Raw genomic sequence first — 24569 nt, 5'->3', positions numbered from 1 at the left:
GTATTTATGGAAACACTAGAGAAAAAAGAACAACTCAATGAATTATTTGATCTTTATCAAGCATTGCTTACTGATAAACAAGTAGAATACTTTAAGTATTATTATCAAGAAGATTATTCACTTCAAGAAATTTCAGAACTTCTTCATGTGAGTAGAAATGCTATTTTTGATCAACTCAAAAAAGTAGAACAACATCTTTTTTCTTATGAAGAAAAGCTTAAACTATTAGAAAAGAAACAAAAAAGATTAGATATCATGGATCAACTGACATGTGAAACGTATAAACAGTTGATCGATGAGCTTAGAAAGTTGGATGAGTAATGGCAGAAAATTCATTATCTTCGAGATTACAAATGGCAATGCGCAGAATCACTGGTCGAGGTTTTTTAACAGAAAAAGATATCGATGAGATGATGCGCGAAGTAAGGTTATCTCTTCTTGAAGCAGATGTTAATTTTAAAGTTGTTAAACAATTTATTAATCACGTCAAAGAACAAGCTGTTGGTGAAAAAATCTTAAAAGGGCTAAATCCAGGTCAGCAAGTTGTTAAAATTGTTCATGATGAGCTAAAACGCGTCATGGGTGATGAAGCTGAAGGTATTAGATATAATATCAACGGTATTACAACGATTATGACGATTGGTCTTCAAGGGACTGGTAAAACAACAGCAATTGGAAAACTTGGTGTTTATATAAGAAAGGCTGAGAAGAAAAAGGTCTTGTTTATTGCTGCAGACGTTTATCGTCCAGCTGCTATTGATCAGTTAGTAACGATTGGTAAACAAATTGATATTGAAGTTTATGAAGAAGGCTTAATTGATGCAAGAACCATTGTAAAAAATGGCCTTCAATATGCTAAAGAACATAAATTTGATGTTGTGATTATCGATACAGCAGGACGTTTGCATATCGATGAGAATATGATGCAAGAGTTACTTGATGTAAAGAAAATCGCAAATCCTAATGAAATACTACTTACAGTAGATGCAATGACCGGTCAAGATGCAGCAAATGTTGCTAAAAGTTTTCATGATCAGTTAAATGCTACAGGTGCAATATTAACCAAAATGGATGGTGACACACGAGGTGGTGCTGCATTATCTATTAAAGAGGTATCAGGTATTCCTATTAAGTTCTCATCAACAGGTGAGAAAATGGATGCATTTGAAGTCTTTCACCCAGAACGTATGGCTCAAAGAATTCTTGGTATGGGTGATGTCTTAACATTAATCGAAAAAGCAACAGATGCAATTGATGAAGATGAAGCTAAAAACATGATGGAAAAACTCATGAGTGATACATTTAACTATAATGACTTGTTAAAACAATTCAAAATGATTAAGCGTATGGGTTCAATGAGTAAAATCTTAGGGTTTATGCCAGGCATGGGTAAAATCAAAGATGCAGCTTCTAACATAGATGATAAACAATTCGAAAAAATGGGTGTATTAATTACTTCCATGACTGAAAAAGAACGTAAAGATCCAACTTTAATCGATCAAAGTTCAAGACGTAGAGAAAGAATTGCTAAAGGTGCAGGCATGAGTGTTGCCGAACTTAACCGTTTAAGACAAGCATTAGATGCACAAAAGAAGATGATGAAAAAAATGATGCATATGGATGAAAGACAACTAGAAAGCTTATCAAAAAATCCTACTCAAGCTTTTCAAAATCAGAAACAGAAAAAGGGAAAAGGTAAAGGAAAGGGTCAATTTAGGATACGTTGATCCTTTTTAATTATCCACAAAAAATGTGGAAAAGTATTTGACAATCACATGTTAAAATGAAATAAAGGGGTATGATATGATGAAGAAGATTACACTAATCGATGGTAATTCCATACTATTTAGAGCTTATTATGCAACGGCTTATCCAAGCGCTAAACTGATGCAATCATCCAAGGGAACATACACAAATGCTGTGTTTGCTTTTGTAGGTATGTTTGAAAAAATAGTGACAAATGAAACCGAGCATGTTTTAGTTGCTTTTGATACGAAAGAACCTACCAAAAGACACCTTGCCTACGAAGGATATAAAGCAGGTAGACAAAAAATGCCTGAAGAATTAGCAGAGCAAATTCCTTTGGTTAATCAGTATATTGAACTCAACGGTGTAACTGCCTATTCCAAAGCTGGATATGAAGCTGATGATATCATTGGAACACTTGCGAAAGAAGCAAGCCAAAAGGGATATCATGTTGATGTATACTCTAGTGATAAGGATTTACTTCAATTGGTTGATGATCAAATCACTGTTCATCTACTCAAAAAAGGCATGAAAGAAGTTCATGACTTTGACCCTAAATTATTAAAAGAAACATATGATTTAACGCATCATCAAATGATTGATTTAAAAGCACTCATGGGTGATCCATCAGATAATATTCCTGGAGTTCCAGGTGTTGGTGAGAAAACTGCGATTAAACTCTTAAAAGAATACGAAACGTTAGAAAATATATTAGAGCATCAAGACGACATCAAAGGAAAACTTGGTGAACGTATCAGAGAACATAGAGATAGCGCAATTATGAGTAAGGATCTAGTGACGATTCAACTCGATTGTGATATTGATTACCATGTAGAAAATATTGATAAAAAACCTGCGAAAACAGATGAACTCATCCGTTTTTATCAAGACTTAGATCTCCATGTTTTTGTTAGAAAAATGGAAGAACCTGTTCAACAAGAAGATACCAACTGGAGTTATCAAGAAATTGAAGATGAAAAAACACTGGAATCTATTTTGAATCAAGATTTGGCTGTTCATTTTGAATTTAGTGATTACAACTACCATAAAGCAGAACTCTGGGGTGTTGGACTTTCAGATGGAAAAAACCATTATGTGATTCATCCGGATGTTGCCTTATCATCTATCAATTTCCAAATGTATTTAGCTGATGATAGATATCAAAAATATGTTTATGACTTAAAAGCGACCAAAGTATATCTTTTATGGCAAGGTTTAAACATATCTCATGTATCTTTTGATCTTTTACTTGCAGCATATTTAATTAATTCACATTTAGGAAAAGAAGAGTTTAAAAGAATTGTCTCTAATTTTCATTATGAAGATATTCAATATGATGAAACGATCTATGGTAGAGGAGCTAAAAAAGGGTTACCTGAAAAAGAAATTTATTATAGACATATTGCATCAAAAGCAAAAGCGATATATTTATTAAAAGATAAACTCATTAAAGAGTTGAAAGATCAAGAACAATTCCATTTATTAATAGACATAGAGTTACCCTTATCACACGTTCTAGCAGAAATGGAATATGAAGGACTGAGTGTCGATCAAAATGAGCTTAAAATCCAAAAAGAAGATCTAAATGAGCGTATTGGTATACTAGAAAAAGATATTATTAAACTTGCTGGTAAAGATTTTAATGTCTCAAGTCCAAAACAGTTAGGTGAAATCCTATTTGAAGACTTAAATCTTCCAAATGGAAAGAAAACAAAGACTGGATATTCAACAAACGTTGATGTTTTAAATAAACTTAAAGGTAAACACCCAATCATTGAAAAAATTCTTGATTATAGACAACTATCCAAACTATATTCGACTTACATCATTGGTCTAGAACAGAATTTATTTGATGATGGTAAAGTTCATACAATCTACAACCAAGCTTTAACAACCACTGGAAGATTATCATCTTTAGACCCTAATTTGCAAAACATTCCGATTAGAACTGAAGAAGGTAGACAAATTAGAAAAATATTCATCTCTAAAAATGATACTTACTTTTTAGGTGCTGACTACTCACAAATTGAACTTCGAGTTTTAGCATCAATGGCTGATGTTAAGAAATTAATTGAAGCATTTAATGAGCAAAAAGACATTCATACTAAGACAGCTCAAGAAATCTTCCATAAAGAGGATATAACGCCTGAACAAAGAAGAGCCGCAAAAGCGGTTAATTTTGGAATCATTTATGGGATTGGTGCTTGGAGTTTAGCTGAAGATATTGATGTTTCTGCTAAAGAAGCTCAACGGTTTATTGATGATTATTTAAATCTATATCCTGAAATCAAAAAATACATGGAAGATATCGTTGACTATGCAAAAGAACATGAATATGTTGAAACCATCATGCATAGAAGAAGATATATCCCTGAACTTAAATCAAGTGTATATACACAAAGAGCTTTTGGCGAAAGAACAGCATTAAATGCACCTATTCAAGGCAGTGCAGCAGATATCTTGAAAAAAGCAATGGTGGATTTATACAATTACCTAAAAAAAGAAAAGAAAAAATCAAAAATATTATTACAAGTTCACGATGAGCTCATCTTAGAAGTTCCAGAAGATGAACTTGAAGAAATGAAAGAGATTGTACCAAGTATGATGAAAAAAGCAGTTGAACTTAAAGTTGAACTTGAAACATCATGTGATGTTGGTAAAACTTGGTATGATTTAAAATAGGTGATGATATGCCAGAACTTCCAGAAGTAGAAACTGTAAGGCGTACCTTACTTTTGAAATTAAAAGACCAAGTGATTGCTGATACCTTAATCAGATATCCAAATATTATTAAAACTGAACTTAAAGATTTTAAGCATACATTAATCAATCAAACCATACACGATATCAAGCGTATGGGGAAATATTTGATATTTATATTAGATCATCATGTGGTAATCATGCATTTAAGAATGGAAGGTAAATTTTTCATTAAAACAACTGAACCTTATGATAAACATGAGCATATCATCTTTACATTTAAAAGTGGATTACAACTAAGATATCATGATGTTAGGAAGTTTGGTACGATGCATGTCCTACCTTTAGAGACATACTTAAATGAATATCCATTAAATGAGTTAGGTTTAGAACCTAAAGATTTGAATCCTAAAGATTTTTATGCTAAGATCCATAAATCAGAAAGACCGATCAAAGCAAGTCTCCTTGATCAACATATCATCAGTGGTCTTGGAAATATATATGTCGATGAAACTTTGTTTCTTGCAAAGATCCATCCAGTAAGAAAATCAAAAAGTATTACGAAAAAAGATGCTGAAAAACTCATATTAGCAGCAACATCTGTTTTAGAAAAAGCAGTTCAACTTGGAGGAACAACCATAAGATCATATACATCATCTTTAGGTGTACATGGTCGATTTCAAAATGAGCTTAATGTGCACACAAAAAAGGGTGAACCTTGCCCGATTTGTGGCACAACAATCATAAAAATTAAAGTAGCAGGACGTGGTTCTTATGTCTGCCCATCATGCCAAACCTAAACCGTATATCATTGGACTTACCGGTGGTATCGCTTCAGGTAAAACAACTGCATCAAAGTATTTTCAAGAAAAAGGCTTAACAGTGATTGATAGTGATCAAATTGTTAAAAAACTGTGGAATGAAAACGAAGAAATGATTCAAAAAGCTGAATCACTTTTTGGCTTTGCTATTAGAACAAAAGTAGATAAAAAGAAGTTAAGTCAACTGATATTTAATGATAAAAGACTTAGGCTAAAACTAAATGATATCATCCATCCTTATGTATATAATGAGATTCATAAATTTATAGAATCACATGAAGAAAAACATTTATTTGTTATCGATATGCCACTTTTATTTGAAGTGGGATATGAAAAGAAATGTAATGTTACTTGTTTAGTCTATGTGAATCGATCGATTCAAATCGATCGCTTGATGAAAAGAGATAGTTTGTCACAAAATGAAGCAGAAAAACGCATAGATGCACAATTAGACATTGAAGAAAAGAAAGTAAAAGCAGATGTCATATTTGATAATCAATTGGATCTTAACTATCTATATTATCAAATCGATCAGTTTATTAGAGGGTTAGAAGATGAGAAATAGTTCAACATTTAGAATACATAAATCTTTTGATTTATCGAGCCAAGACTTCAAAGTCTTAGCACTTTTATATCAGCCACTACTTGGCGTTGAAGCCCATAGTTTGTATATTACATTTTATCAACTTAATCATCAACAACCGGAAATCAAGTTAGAACATCAACAACTCTTTGATTTACTTGATTTAAGACAAACCGATTTTTTAAAGATGAGAAATAAGTTAGAAGCACTAAACTTACTCGAAGTTTATCAGCAAACTGATGATTATATATATGTTGTTAAAACACCATTATCCGCAAAACAATTCTTACTGGACACTGTTTTTGGTAGTTATTTGCAATCAGAAATCGGTGAAAAACACGTGGATTGGATTGCTAGTTTATTTAAAATTGAAGTGCCAAGTCTAGATGGTTATAACAATATCACGAAACCATTTGATTCCATGTATGAGTTTAAGAGCCTTAATTTGCTTAAACTGGATTATGAGTTCCAAGGTAGGAAACAAAATGGTGGTAGTCATATCGGATATCATTTTGACTACAATAAGTTTGTTGAAATGTTACCTGAGAGATTAAAAAACTCACAGTTGTTAAACCAAAGACTACAAAAACAAATCTCAAAGATTGCGTTTGTTTATCAATTTAACATTGAAGATATGGTAGAAATCTATATTGAAGCAACCAAATCAAAACAAACCGCTAACTTTCAAGCATTAAATCATAAAGCGAAACTTTATTATGAGAATAAGAATCAAATCTTATCGATCAAAGAAAAAGAGATTCCAAAAACAGATTTAATTAAAACCTTACCTCCTCAAGTAATTATTCAAAAATATAGTAAACTTGATTTTCAAGGGATTGCACTTCAAACCGCAACCTCTCTGATTGAAAGAAATCATGTAGATCCAGGGATTATCAATGTCATTTTGATGTTAGTTTTAAAACAGAAAGATGGTGTACTACCAGGATTGAAGTATATGGAAACAGTCCTTCACGATTGGTTAAATAAAGGCATTCTAACGACAGAAGATGCACTCAATTATTCAACGCAGTTAGAGCATACTTGGGGAAAGAAAAAGAAAGTTCAAAAAGTTAATGAGCCGGACTGGATGGATGATTACGTAAAAGAGTTAGAGAAAATGGAGGAATCGTCATGACCATAGATGAAATGAGAAAAGAGATTGCTAAATACGATGAAACAAAGCATTTAGATATCTTAGATGTTGATGTCAATAAAGTATATCAATATATCGTTCAAAAAAAAGAAAAACCGATTGTTGATGGTTATGAGATTGTTTTAAAAACTGATCCTTATATTGAAATCATATATCGACCAACCAAAGAAAAAGCTTTGGAGCTAAAAAAAGAAAAGATAAGAAAAAATCTTAAGTTCTATGATTCTGAAGTATACATCCAAGATGCAAGTTTAAAAGATTTTAGATGCTTTAACGAGGAAAGAGAGCATGCTTTTGAAAAAGCTCAAAACTTTTTAGACCATTATAAAAAAGATCGATACGAAAAAGGGTTGTTTATCTACGGAAGATATGGCACTGGTAAATCATATTTACTTTCTGCCATTGCCCAAGAATTAGCACTTAGAAACATCGCAGTTTTATTTGTGTATGTGCCTGATTTAATTCGTTCGATTAGACAAGGTATGAATGAAGGTAATTTAGAAGAACGGATCAATAAACTTAAACAAGCTGATATTTTGATGCTTGATGATTTTGGTGGAGAAAACATGAGTTCTTGGTTTAGAGATGAAATCATCGTTCCTGTGATGCAGTATCGATTATCTGCTAAACTTCCAGTTTTTATCAGTTCAAACTTTTCACTTGTTCAACTTTTAGATGCACTGACACTTCAAAAAGATGAAACGAACCGCATGAAAGCAGGAAGACTCATTCAAAGATTTAAAGATTTGATGCATTATGTAAAACTATCAGAAGAGCCATATAGCGAATAAAAAACACTTGTAATTTAAAATACTAGTGATATAATAGATATGAATACGAAGAAGAGGACAAGATTTATATCGCCCTTAAGCGACACAGGATGGTGAAAGCTGTGAACAGATATAAGTTACTACCTTGGAGTAGATTAGACAAAAACTAATCCGGGTCACACCCGTTATCAATGACATAAGTGCTAGGGATACCTAGAACTAAGGTGGTACCGCGAATATATTCGTCCTTAGACAAATTGTCTAAGGATTTTTTTATTTAAAAAGCAACCGGTAAAGATGTCAAGCACTAAAAATTAAAAAAACGAGTAAAATTTAATAAAAAGCATCATTTAAAGACATGCTTAAAAAAGTAAAAGTTATAAGAATTAATCTAATTAAGTTTTACTTATAAAGTCTATTGGTACTCAACAAACCATAGATAAGACGAATAAGTTTTCTAGCAGTTAAGGCGAGTGCACGTTTGTGTTGATGAGTCGTGACTTCATCATATTTCTTATGATAAAAATCACGATACTCAGGTATATGAATTCTAGCCATGTTGGCTGCTTGGATTAAAAAGTAGCGCAAATATTTATTTCCAGTTTTAGTCATGTAAGTCTCATCAGCGGTGAATTTCCCGGATTGATTTTTACGCCAGGTAATACCTGCATATTTAGCAAGTGCATCATTGGATTCAAACTGACTAATATCAACAATCTCAGCTAAGATACCGGCTGCATAAACTTTACCAATACCAGGTATAGACGTTAAGATTTGATAGTGATCATGATTAAACCCAGCGACTTGTCGCAAAATGGCTTTATCAATATCTTTCATTTCATGTTCATAACATTTAATGACATTTATGGATGAGGCGAGAGCTGTATTAATAGGATCATAAGAAACTTTATCAAGACGATAAGAATCTCTAGCAGCTTTTTGGATCTTAGCAGCGATATCAAGTGAATTATCAAAGCGATTTTTACTTGATTTAGCAACAAAGTCAGATAAATCTTCTAAAGATGAATCGATAATATCATCAATGGTTTTATAATCTAATAAGAGATCAACAGCAGTTGATCCAAAGTTATTAGAAAATATAGTTTCAAAGTTAGAAAACTTTATAAACACGTTATTAAGGGCATAAACCTTCTCATTGGATAGTTTTTCAGCAATATGAAGTCTATGCCTTGTGAGTCTTTCTAAAGCAAGTCTTTGACCACCTTTAAAGGGAGTTAACTCATCGGTTCTTCCAACTCTAGCAATATCAGCTAAGATGTAAGCATCTTTAGGATCAGTTTTATCCATATCAGCAAAACTTTTTCTATAATTTTTAGAAATTTTAGGATTGATGAGATAAACTTTGATATCGAAAACACTCAAAAACTTAGAAGCTGATAAGTAGGTCGCAAGATGACCGGAGTAAACACCAGTTGACTCTAAGATGACAATGACTTTAGAGAGATGATGTTTATCAAGAAGTTTTAAAATATGCGTTTCAATTAAGTTCGCACCATCTTGGGTATTAGGAATATTGACAGATAAAAGTTTATCACGATTAAAGTTAAGTGCATAAACGTGATTGGACAGTTTAGCAACGTCAATACCAACACATAAAGTATGATTCAAAAGAACACCTTCTTTCAAGGGAAAATAGATATAAGAGAAGTCCTAGCCTTGAAAGACAACTGCAGCCTCGCCAATAAGAAACCACCGTTAGACATAGAAGTTGAGTGAAATCTAACGGGTAACAACAACCGGTTAGCAGATAAGCCAATCAAGCAGGTTTGCACGCTTAAATAGCACCATGATGTGCAAGGAGTGGAAGCAGATTCTTCTGGTTACATCTTGATTTAATTATAACACTAGGACTTCAAACTTATAAATAATGATATGTAGTAAGGTATCAACCTAAATCTACACTACATATTATACGAGGAGTGGGAAAATGATTAAAATTACATTTCCAGACGGAAGTCAAAAAGATTATGAAAAAGGCATTACACCTTATGAAATTACCCAAGGTATATCCATCAGTTTAGCGAAAAAAGCGATTGCGGCTATATTTAATGATGGTTATGTAGAACTGAATAGAAAACTTGAAGAAGACGGTAAACTATCACTTCTAACAGAGAAAGATGAGAAAGCATTAGATGTTATCAATCACTCAACAGCTCATTTAATGGCTCAAGCAATCGTTAGTTTGTATCCACAAGCTTGTTTTGGTGTGGGACCTTATATCGAAGAAGGTTTTTATTATGATGTTGATTTTGGTGATGAGAAGATCAGTGATCAAGATCTAGTAAAAATTGAAAAGAGAATGCATGAGCTAGCTGAAGAAGGTTTTGATATTTTAAGAGATGAAGTCACATATGAACAAGCGCAAAAGATTTTTAGCCATGACCCATATAAATTAGAAATTATCGAAGATTATAAACATACACAACTCACAGTCTATCGTCAAGGGAATTTTGTTGATTTATGTCGTGGTGGACATGTGTTAAACACAAAACAAATCAAACACTTTAAACTTTTAAACTTAGCAGGTGCTTATTGGAGAGGTAACAGCGACAATAAAATGCTTGTTAGAATTTATGGTACAAGTTTCTTTAGCAAAAAGGCACTAGATGATCATTTAATTTTACTTGAAGAAAGAAAGCAAAGAGATCATCGTAAGCTTGGTAAAGAGCTAGGTTTATTCATGATCTCAAAAGAAGCTGGTCAAGGTCTACCTTTCTGGCTGCCTAAAGGCGCAACCATCCGTCGTGTGATTGAAAGATATATTACAGATGTTGAGATATCTCTAGGCTATATGCATGTTTATACACCAATACTTGCAAATGTTGATGTTTATAAGACTTCAGGACACTGGGATCATTATCAAGATTCTATGTTTCCACCAATGGATATGGGAGATGGTGAAATGCTAGTCATCAGACCAATGAACTGTCCACATCACATGATTATGTATAAAAATGATGTTCATTCATATAGAGAATTACCTTTAAGAATTGCAGAACTAGGTATGATGCACCGTTATGAAAAATCAGGTGCTTTATCAGGGCTACAACGTGTCCGTGAAATGACACTGAATGATGCACATATCTTTGTAAGACCGGATCAAATCAAAGATGAATTTAAACGCACAATGGAGTTACTTCTTGCGGTTTATAGAGATTTCAATATCACAGATTATAAGTTTAGATTAAGCTATAGAGATCCTGAAGATACTGAAAAATATTTCCCAAATGATGAGATGTGGAATAAAGCAGAACGTATGCTAAAAGAAGCTTTAGATGAGTTTGGTGTTGAGTATTTTGAAGCTGTAGGCGAAGCAGCATTTTATGGTCCAAAATTAGATGTTCAAGTCAAAACTGCATTAGGTAATAGCGAAACATTGTCAACCATTCAACTTGACTTTTTACTTCCAGAACGATTTGATTTAACTTATGTTGGCGAAGATGGTAAAAATGATCAAAGACCAGTGGTTATCCATAGAGGTATTGTATCAACCATGGAACGTTTTGTTGCATACTTAACAGAGGAGTACAAAGGTGCATTTCCTTTCTGGTTAGCACCAGTTCAAGTCAAAGTATTACCTGTTAATGTCTCTGCACATATGGATTATGTGAAAAAAGTTCATGAATCGTTAAAATACAAAGGTTATCGTGTAGAATCTGATTTAAGAGAAGAAAAACTTGGATACAAGATTAGAGAAGCACAAACCATGAAGATTCCTTACGCGTTAGTTTTAGGGGATAAAGAAGCTGAGCAGGGAGAGGTCACTTATCGTAAATATGGTGAAACCGCACAAATTACTGTTTCACTTGAAGCGTTTGAAAACATGATTCAAAAAGAACTTAAAGAAACTTTAAAGTAAAAAAAACAGTCGAGTTATGAAAAAAATCGTAACTCGATTTTATTTCTATTAAATCTATGATAGAATAACTAAGAACGACACGAGAGCGAGGTATATGAATATGTTAGAAGTCAAAGATGCCAAGATGATGTATGGCAACTTGGTTGCTGTCGACCATTTGACATTCACCATCAAACCTGGTGATATTTTTGGTCTGCTTGGAACAAACGGTGCCGGCAAAACTACAACCTTTAGAATGATTATGGGATTATTAAATCCTACTGAAGGTGAAGTTTTATATAACGGTGAAAAAGTTGGGTATCACAATGTTAATGAGATTGGATATATGATTGAAGAAAGAAGTTTATTAACAAAAGTCACAGTCAAAGAGTTGATGCTTTATTTTGGACAGCTCAAAGATATGGAACCTAAAATCATTTTAGAAAGACTTGATTACTGGCTTGAAAGATTTGGAATTGTTGATTACAAAAATAAAAAAATAAAAGAATTATCAAAAGGAAATCAACAAAAAATTCAGTTCATTTCAGCGATTATCAATAATCCAAAACTTTTAGTATTGGATGAACCATTTAGTGGACTTGATCCAATCAATACTGAACTGTTTGTAGAAGTCATTAGAGATTTCCAAAAAAACGGAAGTATGGTTGTTTTTTCTTCACATCAACTGGATCATGTGGAATCATTTTGTGAAGAAATCATTGTTTTAGAAAAAGGAAAAGCAGTGATTGAAGGACGTATTGATCAAGTTAAAAAAGACTTTAAAAAGCAAAATATACATATCGTTGGTGATGTTGAAGTTGAGAAGCTAGAAAAAATACCTGGAGTTTTTAAAGTCATTGAAAACTCTAATGGTTTGATTGTAAAAATTGAAAACGTGGACGTATCAAAAGCTGTTTTTGATTACGTAAAAACATGTAAACATATTACTAAGTATGATGTTGAACAAGCAAGCCTTTCAGAAATATTTGTTGCAAAGGTAGGTCATAAACATGAAGAAGTTTAAATTTTTGGTGAAATACGGACTTAAAAAAAGAGTCGGAAGAAAAGCTTTTGTGATTGCAAATATCATTATCGCGATACTATTTGTCGCAATCGTTAATCTTCCAACCATTATTGGATGGTTTGGCAGTAATGATGAAGAAATCACCAATGTGTATATTGATGTTTATAACGAAACCGAAGTTGATGGTATAGCATCTGATTTATCTGATATGCTTAATGCACCTTTTGACAATTATGATTTTTATGTCTTAAATGATCAGGAAAATAGTTTAAATGTAGATAGTTTTTGGGAAGATTATGAAGTCAATGTAGCACTTGTTGTGACTGGGACTGTTAATCAGCCAGTGATTAACATTTATACAAAAAATCCAGAATATAATCAAACAATTATGGGTCAAATTGAGCTTTTAATGATCAACTATCAAATCGAGGATTATCAGAGTCCTCAGTTTGTGACAAACTTGGCACCAGATTATGAAAATCCAGAAGAAGAAGCTGCATTATCTTCTTTAATGAGTATTTTAGTACTACCATTATTCATTTTAATTACGATGGCTACACAATTTGTTGGGGTTGATATTATTGAAGAAAAATCAACGAAAGCAATTGAGACGATTATTGCTAGTGTACCTGCTAAGATACATTTCTTATCTAAGATTACAGCAAGTATTCTATTTGTTTTAATTCAAGGCGCACTCATCTTAGTTTATGGAGGTATAGCAGCAATTATTGGTAATTTTAGCCAAGAAATGTCTACACCATTAGCTGGAGCTGGAATTGATGTTCATTTACTTAAGTATCTAGGTGATCTCATTCCAAACTGGCCACTTGTCTTAATGATTGCAATGTTATTTGTAGTTATTGGAACATTATTCTATCTTGTGATTTCGGCACTCTTTGCATCAATGGCAGTGACTCAAGAGGATTATCAACAATTTCAATCACCACTTATGCTCATGCTTTTAGGTGGATTTTATATCGGAATTTTTGCACCAATGGCTGGAGGATTTGGGTTCATGAAGGTGATGGCTTTTGTACCAATATTCACTCCGATGGTTGCACCAGTTGCATATGCATCAGGCGTAATGACATTATTAGAAGCAATCATAGCTCTTGTGATTATGATTGCAGTACTTATTGGTTCTTTATATGTAGTTGCTCCAGTTTATAAAGTTGCTATCTTAAGTTATGATCAAACTAAGTTTATGAAAAGAGTAAAATCATATTTCAAAAAAGGACTCGCCAACAATCATAAGAAAAAATAAAAGGATTGGTATTTGTTATGTCAGATTTTTGGATATTTATGCTCATCATTAGTTTAATAACGCCGTTATTATTATGTATTTTTGGTTGGATCTTCTCAGTAAGGCCACCTAAAAAAATCAGATCATATTTTGGTTATCGGACTATAAACTCTATGAAAAACAATGAGACATGGCAACATGCTCATCGTTATATTGGTCATCTATGGGTTATCATTGGTTTATCATGGATTTTACCAACAGTAGGATTTATGTTACTTATGCTGGATTTAGAGACTAACAGAATTGCAATACTAAGTTCAGTTATGATTGGGATTCAGTTATTGACACTTTTTTATAGTATATACTTAACTGAAAAATCATTAAAAAAAATATGATAATCATTGATTGGAGGTGCTTCTTTGAAAGATTACATTTTGTGGATAGTAGCAATTCTTTGCTTTTTGCTCATCGTTTATATGATTTATTTGTTTATCAAACATAAAAAATTATTAAAACAAGAGACAAAACAGTATGCACCAATAGGAGATATTAAAACCATAAATCAATACATATCACATCAATTGATTTTAGGTAATAAAGAACAAGTGTGTGTATTATTAGCTGGGCATGGAACGATATTGCCTACAATTGATTATAAAGTTTTGGCAGAAAAACTTAGCCATCATTTTAAAGTCATTATTATAGAAAAACCAGGCTATGGCTATAGCTCATCTCCAAAGCCATTGTCCTCTATTGATGAAATTATTGAGTTCTATAGATTATCAATTAAAGAAGAAGTAGGAGTCAATCCATTTATTTTGGTTGCACACTCAATGGCTGGTTTAGAAGCTATTTATTGGGCTCAAAAATATCCTAATGAAGTTAAAACAATTGTGGGTATTGATGCATGTGTTCCATATAGTTATGAAGTTTTGCCTAAACCAAACCATATGGTTATCGGTGTATCTAGATTATTTATGAGAATAGGATTAGCAAGGTTATTTCCTTTTGAGGATTTAGTTAAATTATATCCAATATTAAATAGTGATGATTTAAGTGACGAAGAAAAAAATAGGTATATAGCTAATTTTTATCGCACACTTTATTCAAAACAAATGATTACAGAGATAAAAATACTGAATCAATCTATAAAAAAAATACTAAGCCAATCGGTTCCATCAACTAGATATTTAATGTTTATTGCTAGTGAGCAAAATCAAAAATATAATGGATGGAAAGAAAAGATAGATCAATATTTAGAAGGTATCAAAGATCAAAAGGTTTATGTACTTAAAGGATCACATTATTTGCATTACGAACAATCAGCATTTATCGCAAAAGCAATTATTGATAAAGAAGCATAATATAATCTTATAATAGATGAAAAAAACGAGATTTTATTCAATCTCGTTTTTTTGTTGTAAATCTATTTGTTTTTTCAACAAAACATTTGTTTCTTTGGTTTGTTCTTTAATATCATAGATGTTATGTAGCATATTAACAAAGGTCATTCCTGTAAAAAAAATGAAGACACTTCCTAATAAAAATAAGAAGCCTTGTCCACCCATGTTATTCATAAAAGCCGCAAAAGCAAATAAAATCATGATGCCAGATGATACTAATACCACCCATTTTGCAATATCTAAGAACAATGGATTTCTAGGATTAAATATGGAATCTTTATTGTTGTTCATGATGCTCCCCCTTTCCATTTAATTATTTAATATGTTTTTTTAGTTGATGAATCACAGCAATATCACTTGTTAAAGATAATATCTCATATGATAGTTTAACAAGATCTTCATAACTGTTTTTAAGAATTTTATCTTTTACATTTACAATAGATGAAGCTGTCATTGATAATTCATCAACACCAAGACCAATAAGTAAGCATGCAGCAATTGGATCAGATGCCATCTCCCCGCAAACTGCTGTCTTAATGTTGTTTCTCTTTGCAGCGGTTGTAACCATATGGATTAATCTTAATATTGATATATGAAAAGGCTGATTTAAATAGTCTAGTTTAGAGTTTAATCGATCAGCAGCAAGCGTATATTGAATGAGATCATTTGTCCCAATCGAGAAGAACTCAACAACACTCGCAAGTTGATCTGCAATCAGTGCCGCAGATGGAACTTCAATCATAACACCTAACTCATAAGTGCCTACATTGATGTTATCTTGGATGAGCTCTTTTTCTATTTGTTTTACCATACGTTTAACTTTCACAAACTCTTCTTTTGTAGAAATCATTGGAAACATGATTTTTAAATGTCCATGAACACTCGCACGAAGTAAGGCTTTAAGTTGTGTTTTTAACATATCATCCTTTACAAGCGAAAATCTAATGCCTCTAATCCCCAAAGCAGGATTAAGTTCATCTTGATGTTTAAGATAGGGCAAAGGTTTGTCTCCACCAATATCTAATGTTCTAATCGTTACTGGTTGTGGGTAAAATGCATCTAGAACTTTCTTGTATTCATGATATTGCTCATCTTCACTTGGTAGTTCATAACGATCAAGGAAAATAAGTTCGGTTCGAAATAAACCTACACCATATGCATTTTGCTTTTTTGCAAATTTAACATCTTGATATGAGCCTATGTTTGCAAGCAGTTCAACATAATGACCATCATGTGTATAAGGTTTCACACCAATTAAAGACTCAAGTTTTTGCTTTTCCAAATTGAAATTGGTAATTTTATCTTGGTAAAGACTTTCTGTTTCTTTTGTGTAAGAACGAATAAGTTTTCCATCCTCAGCATCTAGAATCACTTTTTCATTGCTTTTAATGGTCTTCATCAAATCTTTCACGCCAACAAGTGCTGGAATACCGAGCAATCGAGCGATAATTGAGCTGTGAGAATTTTTTCCACCAACCTCTGATAGAAACCCCAAAACATACTTGGGATTGACCATAGCCGCTTCAGATGCGGTAATCTCATGTGCAGCTAAGATGACCTGGTAATCAATTTTTTCTAAATCAATCATTTCGATATCTAAATGATTTTTGATGATTCTATCACTTACTTCAAGTAAATCAGAAGCACGTTGTCTTAAATAATCATCTTCGATATCTTTAAACATATCGACAATTTTTAAAACAACAGATTTGACTGCATAAGCTACATTGCATGTCTCTTTAATGATTTTTTCTTCAACTTGCTTGATCACTTCCGGATCTTTAGCAATTGCGATATGTGCATCAAAAATCGAAGCTGTCTCATGATCAAAGGTTTGTGCATTTTTAAGTTTTAAAGCTTCCAATTGTGCAACAGTTTTTTCGATTGCTTCGTGTAGATAACTCACTTCGGTTTTGATATTTTTAACTGTAAATTTAGTTGTATCAATGGTTTGTCTATCTATCTTTAGGATTGGGGCTATCGCGTATCCTAAACTTGCAGGAACACCTTTTAACATATGTTCACTTCCTTAATCGTTGATTTCTAGTAATAAGATATCTGCTTTTGATTCTATGATTTTAAAATCTTTTTTTTGAACAAAAACAATAGGCGTTGCTATATCTATTTCAGTTAGTATCAGATCTTGGATAAGAAGTTCTATAAGTAGATCGCCTTGTTCAACTTCATCGCCTAAACTTACATGCATTTTAAAATAAGATGGATTTCTTAATGTTTCATTTAATCCAACGTGAATTAAAATATCGACTTCATCATTTGAGATTGCAATCGCATGATGTGTTGGATAAATCATCTTTATTTTACCATAAATAGGTGCAACGATTTGATGATTTGTAGGATTTACTACAAATCCAGGCCCGAGTAACTTTTGGCTAAACACATCATCTTTTGCATGAGTGATATCAAGATATTTTCCTTCAATGGGTTTTTTAAATGATAGAAGCATATTATTCTCCATTAGTTTATAGTCTTTATGTTTAATTATAACGTATTTTGGACTTAAGTCAAAACGGTTTCAATCACTTTTATAACACATAAGTGTTATTATTTGTTATAATATGTGTGAGGTGAACGAGATGACGTCTTATGATGAATTAAAAAAGAGAATTGAAGAGATTAATGATCCTGGTTTTAACCAACCATTTGGTAAGGTAAACGGGGTTAAAAAACTAGTTGTTGGACCTACTGGCGTAGCAGAATTAGAGATTTATTTAAAAGACAAAGCGAAATATGAACAACAAGTAAAAATTGAAATTATTAAGCTTGTAAAAATTGAGCTGGGCTTTCCTGGCATTAAAATAGATTTCTTTGAATCTGAGTTTGTACCTGAAGGTGAAAAACCAATGAAATATTTAGCAGTCGCATCCGGTAAAGGTGGGGTTGGTAAATCAAGTGTCACTGCGAATTTAGCAGCAGCTTTAATTAGACAAGGTAAAAAAATTGGGATTATCGATGCTGATGTGTATGGTCCAAGCATTCCTAATGTATTACAATTAGAGGTTAAACCTTTATCAGCAACCCAAGATGAAAAAATGATTCCACTGAATAAAGATGGTATTGAAGTGATTTCAACTGAGTTTTTCATGCCACCAGAAAAACCATTAATGTGGAGAGGACCGATGCTTGGAAAAATGCTCGTGCATTTTTTCAATGGTGTCAAATGGCAAGATGATATTGATTTAATTTTAATCGACCTTCCACCAGGAACTGGGGATGTTGCATTAGATGTTAAGAGTTATGTGCCTAAGAGTAAAATTATGGTTGTTACGACACCACATATTAACGCAAGTTCAATTGCAGTAAAAGCTGGTATTGGTGCTCAAAATATCGGACATGAAGTGATTGGTGTTGTTGAAAACATGAGTTATTATTTAAATCCATGTAATCAAAAACGTGAGTTTATCTTTGGTGAAGGTGGCGGAGAAGCAGTTGCTAAGAAATTAGGGGTACCTGTTTTTGGTCAAATTCCAATTAGCCAACCACAAGATAAGACCTTTATTTATAAAGGCAAAGAAGATGCCGCAAAAGCATATGATGAGATAGCAGTTAAAGTTATAAAAGAAATGGAAATATAAGAAAAAGTGCTCAAAATTTTGAGCACTTTTTTTAATGAATATCTTTGTATTTTAATATCGGTTGTTTTACAGCTTTCACTTCATCAAGTCTTCTAACGATCGTTGTGTGAGGAGCAGTTTTAACAAGTTCTGGATTTTCAATCGCTTCTCTAGCTACGGTTCTCATGATTTCTATAAACCCATCTAAAGTATCTTTTGATTCAACTTCAGTAGGTTCAATCATCATCGATTGATGGAAAATTAGAGGAAAATAAATCGTTGGTGCATGATAGCCATAGTCTAAAAGTCTTTTTGCGATATCTAATGTCTTAACACCAGTAGAACTATCTTTTAATCCATCAAAGACAAATTCATGCATACAGTTACCTTCAATAGGTAGATCAAAGATATCTTTTAATGATTCTTTGATATAGTTTGCGTTTAAGACTGCAAGAGAACCAACATCTTTGATGTTTTCTTTACCTAGTGTTCTTAAATAAACATATGCTCTTAAGTAAACAGAAGCATTCCCATAAAACATACCTAAGTTTCCAATTGAATCTTTAGCTAGTTCTAAGTGATATGTGTCACCTTTTTTAGTAACGATTGGATTAGGTAGGAATTCAACTAGTTTTTCACAAACACCTACTGGACCAGAACCAGGCCCTCCACCACCGTGTGGTGTAGAGAATGTTTTGTGAAGATTGATGTGTGTAATATCAAAGCCCATGTCACCAGGTTTTGCATGTCCTAAAAGTGCGTTTAAGTTAGCACCATCATAATAAAGTAGACCGCCAGCTTCATGTACAAGTTTAGAAATTTCTAAAATGTCTTTTTCAAAAACTCCAGCTGTATTAGGGTTTGTTAACATAAGACCAGCAATTTCATCTGATAAAACTGCCTTTAAGGCTTCAACATTAACTGTCCCATCTAAGTTAGACTTGATTTCTACAACATCAAACCCACAGACAGTAGCACTAGCTGGGTTTGTTCCATGTGCTGAATCTGGAACGATAATTTTTGTACGTTTATCGTCTTTGTTTTTTTGATGATATGCTTTAATGATCATTAAACCTGCAAGCTCACCATGTGCTCCAGCAAATGGATTTAATGAATAAGCTTTAAGACCTGATATTTTAGATAACATTTCTTGGGTTTCATAATAAATTTGAAGAAGACCTTGCATGGTGTGTTCTGGTTGTAGTGGATGGATATTTGCAAATCCTTTTAAAGTTGCAAGTTCATCATTAATTTTAGGATTGTACTTCATCGTACAAGAGCCTAAGGGATAAAATCCTGTTTCAACACCAAAGTTTTTTTGACTGACATTCGTATAATGTCTAACAACATCAAACTCTGAGACTTCAGGTAATGATGCAGGTGTTGATCTTAAAAGTGTTGATGGTAGGTTGACTTCATCTAAATGTTTTTCTTTGTATTGATAACCAATACGTCCCGCTTTTGATAAATCAAAAATTAAGGTGTCATATAGTTTTTTCATGTGAAGTTCACCACCTTTTCTATAAATAGATCAAGCTCAGCTTTTGTACGTTTTTCTGTTACTGCAAATAATAAATGATTATCTTTGATTTGAAGAGGTCCTAAGATGCCTTGATCTAAAAGATAGTTATTAAATTTTTCTACGTCGAAGTTTGCTTTTAAGACGAATTCTTTAAAGAATGGTTTGTCATAAACTTTTTCAAACATTTTGGTTTCTAGTAATTTTTGATATAAGTAATTTGCGCCATTTAAGCTTTCTTTAGCGAATTTAACAAAACCTTCTTTTCCAACTAAAGATAGATAAATGGTTACTGCAAGTGCATTTAACGATTGATTTGAACAGATATTGGAATTTGCTTTTGCACGTCTAATATGTTGTTCTCTTGCTTGAAGTGTTAAAACAAATGCTCTTTTACCATCTACATCTGTGGTAATACCACAAATACGTCCAGGCATTTTTCTCACATATTTTTGCTTAGTTGCTAAATAACCAATATATGCACCGCCAAAACTTAATGGGATACCTAAAGATTGAAGATCTCCACAAGCGATATCTGCATCAAGTTCACCAGGTGTTTTTAATAAAGCCAATGATTGCCCTTCTTGATTGATGACAAATAATCCGCCAGCTTCATGAATGATATCAGCAAGTCCATTATAGTCTTCAATAATGCCGTAATAATTAGGGTTAGCAACAATCACACCCATTTTATCTTGGATATTGTCTTTAATAAAATCGATATCAGTGACACCATCTTTTTCAGGAATTAAAGTTACAATTAATCCTTTGTAATGTGCATAGGTTTTAATGACATCAATAATTCTTGGATTTAAAGTAGAACTCACTAAGACTTCGTTTTTCCCTGTTTGTGCATGCGCCATAAACATCGCTTCAGCAGTAGCAGTAGATCCGTCATACATCGATGCATTTGAAACATCCATTTGCGTCAGTTCAGTTACCATCGATTGATATTCAAAGATATACTGTAAAGTCCCTTGAGCAACCTCTGGTTGATAAGGGGTATAAGATGTTAAAAACTCTTGTCTTGAAATAAGCGCTTTAACAGCACTTGGTGTATAGTGATCGTAACTACCAGCACCTCTAAAAATAAGCAACTCTTGATTTTTGTTTGCCAAGTCATGCATATGTTTAGTTAGCTCATCATCACCCATTGCTTCTGGTATGTCATAATCTTTATTCATTTTTAGTGATTTAGGAATCTTATCAAACAAGTTGTCAATAGAAGATGCTCCAATTTTATCGAGCATCTCTTTGATTTCTTGATTGGTATGAGGTAAATATTTGTGCATTTTAGTCCTCTTCTTTATATTCAGTGTGGTCAAATAGGTTTTCTAATTCTTTTTGATCTAAGATTTCAATTTTACAAATCCAACTGCCATATGGATCTTGGTTTAATTTTTCAGGTTCAGATTCTAAATCAGTATTCACTTCAATAATTTTTCCTGATACTGGTAAATACATATCTGATGCAGCTTTTACAGATTCTACAGCACCAAAGGCTTCACCCATTTTGATTGTATCGCCAACTTTTGGTAATTCAATAAAAACAACATCTCCTAAAGCTTCTTGAGCATGATCAGAAATACCTACTAATGCTTCATTGCCTTCAACTTTTAACCATTCGTGAGATTTTGCGTATAATAAACCTTCTTTAATCATTTTAAAACCCTCCTATTTTTTATAATTCTTTGTATAGAATTTTTTATTTCTTATGACTGCTTTAACCATTTTGTGTCTGATTTGAATCTCTATTTCAGTGCCTAAAGATCCATGCTCTTGTTTAATCAATGCTAAACCAATCGGTTTATCATAATCTGGAAGTAGATAACCTGTAGTAACTTCACCGATTTCCTCATTATCTTTAAAAACCTTATATCCATGTCTTGGAATATTTCTTTCTAGAAGTTCAAATCCAACAAGTTTTCTTGATTTATTTTCTTTATGGAGGATACAAGCATCTTTTCCGATAAAGCTTTCTTTATCAAGTTTAACTGCAAATCCTAATCCAGCTTCATATGGTGTAATGTCTTCACCGATTTCTTGACCATATAAAGGGAGGTTTGCTTGAAATCTTAATGTATCTCTTGCGCCTAATCCACAAGGTTTAACACCATGAGCTAATGCATCATCCCATAGGTTTATGATAAAATCAGGATATCCGTATACTTCAAAACCATCTTCACCTGTATAGCCTGTTCTTGAAACAATAACATGGCCATCCATATAAGGAACAATTTTAAATGTCATAAAGGTCAAATCGGATACAGTAGTATCTAAAAGTGTGTCGATAAACTCTTTAACTTTTGGTCCTTGGATTGCGACTTGACCATAGTTTTCAGAAACATCTCTAACCGTAACATCAAAAGATTCAGATTTTTTTAACACCCAAGCAAAATCTTTTTCTCTATTACCAGCGTTAACCACAAGTAAGACTTGGTTTTTTTGAACGACGTAAACCAATAAGTCATCTAAAGGATAACCTTGATCATTTAGCAGAAGTGCATAAGTGACTTTTGTTAAATCATCATCGATGTGATTTGATACTAAATAGTTGGTAAATGCTAAAGCATCTTTACCTTCAATCAAAAACTCACCCATATGTGAAACGTCGAAAATGCCCATATGTGTTCTGACACTAAGATGTTCAGCGTTTATGCCTTCATAAGATACGGGCATTTCATAATTGGCAAATTCGATCATTTTCGCTTGTAGTTTTAGGTGGGTTTCATGTAGAGCAGTTTTTTTCATTTCCAGTCTCCTAAAAGCGTTTTCTAATTTCATTATACAACATATTTTGATATTTAAAATAGAATGGCTCAAAAAACATTTTATTTTTAATAAAATAACTGTGTTCAAGATAAATACTGATTTTGTATAACTCATAATTGAATAATAACCTTACGTTTGGTAAAATGATTATGCCAAACAAGAATAGTGAATAGAATACCTTTTAAGTTGATGTCTTTAATCAACCAGCTTGGACACTATTTCTTGTTTGGCGATAAGAAAGTTCCTATTCAAGCTGGTTGCTTAAGGACATTTATCATTTAAGGAGTCTACCAAACATGAATCAAGCTATAACACCAGAAACATTGTACCCAATCATTCAAACTTTATGTGCTGATGATTATAATGAACTGCTTAAGAAAATGCAGCTGAATCAAAAGATAATCAATGATGCTGCGAATGCTCTTCATAAAATCATCTTTAGAGAGCGTCGAGTTCCTAACGGATATGTTAGAAACGGTAAGACACCTACTGGTCGTCAAAAGTATCTCAATCCTCAAACCAGTAGATCTATTTCAGATACCCATCATTCCATCGTTCGTTACTCCAAGAAGTCATATGAACAGTGGTTGATGTTTATCAAATGTATGCTCTATGGTCTATCTTTAAGAAAGAGTGCATCTGAAGTTGGGATTTCAACGACTACTGCCTTTGCGTGGCGTCATAAAGTCATCGAAGCGATGAAAGACTATCAGGAAGTTGTCAAACTGTCTGGGGAAATAGAGATTGATGAAACTTATTTTCTTCTTAACATGAAGGGTCCTTGGAAAGGTAAACAAATGCCAAGATCTGCTAAGAAGAAAGGTGAACCCGCCGTTTTACGTGGTGTTTCTAATGAACATGTTTGTGTTCTTATCGCACTTGATGAAAATGATCAGGTTTTAACGAAGGTCGTTGGTCAAGGAAATCCGTGGAAAGATGATATCTTCGATGCCATTAAAGGTAAGGTTAAAGCGGGTAGTCATATCACATCAGATAGTAAATCATCTTATTTTGATATTGCTCATCAATTAGAATGTTCAGTTACACAAATTCCTTCTGGTGAACACACCAAAGATGAATACAGTTTAGGAGTTATTAATAATTATCATAGTGAATTAAAAACCTGGTTTAGAAGATTTAGAGGCGTATCTACGAAACATTTAGAGGGTTACTTGATGTGGTTTAGGTTCATGAAGTATTTAAAGTATCAATTGGAGTATGACAAGCACTTAAATGCGGCATTAAAATATGTCATATCAAACCATGTTTCAATCAAATCAAGTGATATTCATCAAAGAGATTGGCCTATTGATATTTTTAAGCCATATCAGTATTTATCTTGAACACAGTTAATAAAATAAAAAAAATTAGCTGTTTCATGTATAATATAGACAAAGGAGACGG

General features: G+C 32.8%; 22 protein-coding genes. 14 read left to right on the top strand and 8 right to left on the bottom strand.

Annotated features, from left to right (window positions below; all coding sequences use genetic code 11):
- Nucleotides 1-6: 6 nt before the first annotated feature.
- The 7 genes from BK011_04430 to BK011_04400 all read left to right on the top strand — a co-directional run bounded on the left by BK011_04430 (nucleotide 7) and on the right by BK011_04400 (nucleotide 7794).
- Nucleotides 7-321, top strand: coding sequence for a hypothetical protein (locus BK011_04430; GenBank protein AUD64958.1), 315 nt, complete (start codon nucleotides 7-9; stop codon nucleotides 319-321).
- Nucleotides 321-1727, top strand: a complete 1407-nt coding sequence (locus BK011_04425; protein ID AUD64957.1) for a signal recognition particle protein — start codon at nucleotides 321-323, stop codon at nucleotides 1725-1727. The genes BK011_04430 and BK011_04425 overlap by 1 nt, the downstream gene beginning before the upstream one ends.
- Nucleotides 1728-1806: 79 nt before the next feature.
- Nucleotides 1807-4428, top strand: a complete 2622-nt coding sequence (locus tag BK011_04420) for a DNA polymerase I (GenBank protein ID AUD66146.1) — start codon at nucleotides 1807-1809, stop codon at nucleotides 4426-4428.
- 8 nt (nucleotides 4429-4436) lie between these two features.
- The gene (locus BK011_04415) at nucleotides 4437-5246 is read left to right on the top strand and encodes a DNA-formamidopyrimidine glycosylase (GenBank protein AUD64956.1); all 810 of its coding nucleotides are present in this window, start codon (nucleotides 4437-4439) and stop codon (nucleotides 5244-5246) included.
- Nucleotides 5221-5832 (top strand): dephospho-CoA kinase, encoded by a 612-nt coding sequence (locus BK011_04410; protein AUD64955.1) that lies wholly within the window; start codon nucleotides 5221-5223, stop codon nucleotides 5830-5832. The genes BK011_04415 and BK011_04410 overlap by 26 nt, the downstream gene beginning before the upstream one ends.
- The gene (locus BK011_04405) at nucleotides 5822-6985 is read left to right on the top strand and encodes a hypothetical protein (protein AUD64954.1); all 1164 of its coding nucleotides are present in this window, start codon (nucleotides 5822-5824) and stop codon (nucleotides 6983-6985) included. The genes BK011_04410 and BK011_04405 overlap by 11 nt, the downstream gene beginning before the upstream one ends.
- Nucleotides 6982-7794: a hypothetical protein gene (locus BK011_04400; GenBank protein AUD64953.1), complete on the top strand. Its 813-nt coding sequence runs from the start codon at nucleotides 6982-6984 to the stop codon at nucleotides 7792-7794. Before BK011_04405 ends, BK011_04400 begins: the two co-directional genes overlap by 4 nt.
- 381 nt (nucleotides 7795-8175) lie before the next feature.
- Here BK011_04400 and BK011_04395 read toward each other — a convergent pair whose 3' ends face one another.
- Nucleotides 8176-9402 (bottom strand): hypothetical protein, encoded by a 1227-nt coding sequence (locus BK011_04395; GenBank protein ID AUD64952.1) that lies wholly within the window; start codon nucleotides 9400-9402, stop codon nucleotides 8176-8178.
- Nucleotides 9403-9721: 319 nt separating this feature from the next.
- Between BK011_04395 and BK011_04390 the strand changes: the two genes are divergently transcribed.
- The 5 genes from BK011_04390 (at nucleotide 9722) to BK011_04370 (ending at nucleotide 15263) form a co-directional block, all read left to right on the top strand.
- Nucleotides 9722-11653 (top strand): threonine--tRNA ligase, encoded by a 1932-nt coding sequence (locus BK011_04390; protein ID AUD64951.1) that lies wholly within the window; start codon nucleotides 9722-9724, stop codon nucleotides 11651-11653.
- Between the two features lie 100 nt (nucleotides 11654-11753).
- Nucleotides 11754-12656: a sodium ABC transporter ATP-binding protein gene (locus BK011_04385; protein AUD66145.1), complete on the top strand. Its 903-nt coding sequence runs from the start codon at nucleotides 11754-11756 to the stop codon at nucleotides 12654-12656.
- On the top strand, nucleotides 12643-13920 hold the full coding sequence (locus BK011_04380) for a hypothetical protein (protein ID AUD64950.1): 1278 nt from the start codon (nucleotides 12643-12645) through the stop codon (nucleotides 13918-13920). The genes BK011_04385 and BK011_04380 overlap by 14 nt, the downstream gene beginning before the upstream one ends.
- Nucleotides 13921-13937: 17 nt before the next feature.
- Nucleotides 13938-14294: a hypothetical protein gene (locus BK011_04375; protein ID AUD64949.1), complete on the top strand. Its 357-nt coding sequence runs from the start codon at nucleotides 13938-13940 to the stop codon at nucleotides 14292-14294.
- A gap of 24 nt (nucleotides 14295-14318) precedes the next feature.
- On the top strand, nucleotides 14319-15263 hold the full coding sequence (locus BK011_04370) for a hypothetical protein (protein ID AUD64948.1): 945 nt from the start codon (nucleotides 14319-14321) through the stop codon (nucleotides 15261-15263).
- A gap of 33 nt (nucleotides 15264-15296) precedes the next feature.
- On the opposite strand, the gene BK011_04365 is transcribed toward BK011_04370, so the two are convergent.
- The 3 genes from BK011_04365 to BK011_04355 are packed head-to-tail and all read right to left on the bottom strand — an operon-like array spanning nucleotide 15297 to nucleotide 17766.
- Nucleotides 15297-15593: a hypothetical protein gene (locus tag BK011_04365; protein AUD64947.1), complete on the bottom strand. Its 297-nt coding sequence runs from the start codon at nucleotides 15591-15593 to the stop codon at nucleotides 15297-15299.
- Between the two features lie 22 nt (nucleotides 15594-15615).
- Entirely contained in the window at nucleotides 15616-17319 is a 1704-nt protein-coding gene (locus tag BK011_04360; GenBank protein ID AUD64946.1) for a phosphoenolpyruvate--protein phosphotransferase, read from the bottom strand.
- A 12-nt stretch (nucleotides 17320-17331) separates the two neighbouring features.
- On the bottom strand, nucleotides 17332-17766 hold the full coding sequence (locus BK011_04355) for a hypothetical protein (GenBank protein ID AUD64945.1): 435 nt from the start codon (nucleotides 17764-17766) through the stop codon (nucleotides 17332-17334).
- 130 nt (nucleotides 17767-17896) lie between these two features.
- On the opposite strand from BK011_04355, the gene BK011_04350 reads away from it, so the two are divergent.
- Complete coding sequence (locus tag BK011_04350; GenBank protein AUD64944.1) at nucleotides 17897-18895, top strand: hypothetical protein; 999 nt, start codon at nucleotides 17897-17899, stop codon at nucleotides 18893-18895.
- 31 nt (nucleotides 18896-18926) lie between these two features.
- Here the strand turns inward: BK011_04350 and BK011_04345 are convergent, their stop codons facing one another.
- From BK011_04345 to BK011_04330, 4 genes are read right to left on the bottom strand one after another with little or no spacing between them, the layout of a single operon-like run.
- On the bottom strand, nucleotides 18927-20375 hold the full coding sequence (locus tag BK011_04345; protein AUD64943.1) for a glycine dehydrogenase (aminomethyl-transferring): 1449 nt from the start codon (nucleotides 20373-20375) through the stop codon (nucleotides 18927-18929).
- A complete protein-coding gene (locus tag BK011_04340; protein AUD64942.1) occupies nucleotides 20372-21685 on the bottom strand; it encodes a glycine dehydrogenase (aminomethyl-transferring) in 1314 nt (437 codons plus the stop codon). The genes BK011_04345 and BK011_04340 overlap by 4 nt, the downstream gene beginning before the upstream one ends.
- 1 nt (nucleotide 21686) lies before the next feature.
- Nucleotides 21687-22055, bottom strand: coding sequence for a glycine cleavage system protein H (locus BK011_04335; GenBank protein ID AUD64941.1), 369 nt, complete (start codon nucleotides 22053-22055; stop codon nucleotides 21687-21689).
- A gap of 12 nt (nucleotides 22056-22067) precedes the next feature.
- On the bottom strand, nucleotides 22068-23150 hold the full coding sequence (locus tag BK011_04330) for a hypothetical protein (protein ID AUD66144.1): 1083 nt from the start codon (nucleotides 23148-23150) through the stop codon (nucleotides 22068-22070).
- A gap of 311 nt (nucleotides 23151-23461) precedes the next feature.
- Here BK011_04330 and BK011_04325 point away from each other — a divergent pair, with 311 nt between their 5' ends.
- Complete coding sequence (locus BK011_04325) at nucleotides 23462-24508, top strand: hypothetical protein (protein ID AUD64940.1); 1047 nt, start codon at nucleotides 23462-23464, stop codon at nucleotides 24506-24508.
- The last annotated feature ends 61 nt before the right edge of the window (nucleotides 24509-24569 follow it).

The sequence above is a fragment of the Tenericutes bacterium MZ-XQ genome (assembly GCA_002838205.1).
In the GTDB taxonomy this organism is placed as follows: Bacteria; Bacillota_I; Bacilli_A; order Acholeplasmatales; family Acholeplasmataceae; genus Mariniplasma.
The sequence above is the reverse complement of the archived record's forward strand: the minus strand, read 5'-3'. Positions and strand labels throughout refer to the sequence as shown.

Coding starts and splice junctions, on each gene's coding strand:
- BK011_04430 (AUD64958.1), top strand. CDS start 7: ATGGAAACACTAGAGAAAAAAGAACAACTCAATGAATTATTTGATCTT.
- BK011_04425 (AUD64957.1), top strand. CDS start 321: ATGGCAGAAAATTCATTATCTTCGAGATTACAAATGGCAATGCGCAGA.
- BK011_04420 (AUD66146.1), top strand. CDS start 1,807: ATGAAGAAGATTACACTAATCGATGGTAATTCCATACTATTTAGAGCT.
- BK011_04415 (AUD64956.1), top strand. CDS start 4,437: ATGCCAGAACTTCCAGAAGTAGAAACTGTAAGGCGTACCTTACTTTTG.
- BK011_04410 (AUD64955.1), top strand. CDS start 5,221: ATGTCTGCCCATCATGCCAAACCTAAACCGTATATCATTGGACTTACC.
- BK011_04405 (AUD64954.1), top strand. CDS start 5,822: ATGAGAAATAGTTCAACATTTAGAATACATAAATCTTTTGATTTATCG.
- BK011_04400 (AUD64953.1), top strand. CDS start 6,982: ATGACCATAGATGAAATGAGAAAAGAGATTGCTAAATACGATGAAACA.
- BK011_04390 (AUD64951.1), top strand. CDS start 9,722: ATGATTAAAATTACATTTCCAGACGGAAGTCAAAAAGATTATGAAAAA.
- BK011_04385 (AUD66145.1), top strand. CDS start 11,754: ATGTTAGAAGTCAAAGATGCCAAGATGATGTATGGCAACTTGGTTGCT.
- BK011_04380 (AUD64950.1), top strand. CDS start 12,643: ATGAAGAAGTTTAAATTTTTGGTGAAATACGGACTTAAAAAAAGAGTC.
- BK011_04375 (AUD64949.1), top strand. CDS start 13,938: ATGTCAGATTTTTGGATATTTATGCTCATCATTAGTTTAATAACGCCG.
- BK011_04365 (AUD64947.1), bottom strand. CDS start 15,593: ATGAACAACAATAAAGATTCCATATTTAATCCTAGAAATCCATTGTTC.
- BK011_04360 (AUD64946.1), bottom strand. CDS start 17,319: ATGTTAAAAGGTGTTCCTGCAAGTTTAGGATACGCGATAGCCCCAATC.
- BK011_04355 (AUD64945.1), bottom strand. CDS start 17,766: ATGCTTCTATCATTTAAAAAACCCATTGAAGGAAAATATCTTGATATC.
- BK011_04350 (AUD64944.1), top strand. CDS start 17,897: ATGACGTCTTATGATGAATTAAAAAAGAGAATTGAAGAGATTAATGAT.
- BK011_04345 (AUD64943.1), bottom strand. CDS start 20,375: ATGAAAAAACTATATGACACCTTAATTTTTGATTTATCAAAAGCGGGA.
- BK011_04340 (AUD64942.1), bottom strand. CDS start 21,685: ATGCACAAATATTTACCTCATACCAATCAAGAAATCAAAGAGATGCTC.
- BK011_04335 (AUD64941.1), bottom strand. CDS start 22,055: ATGATTAAAGAAGGTTTATTATACGCAAAATCTCACGAATGGTTAAAA.
- BK011_04325 (AUD64940.1), top strand. CDS start 23,462: ATGAATCAAGCTATAACACCAGAAACATTGTACCCAATCATTCAAACT.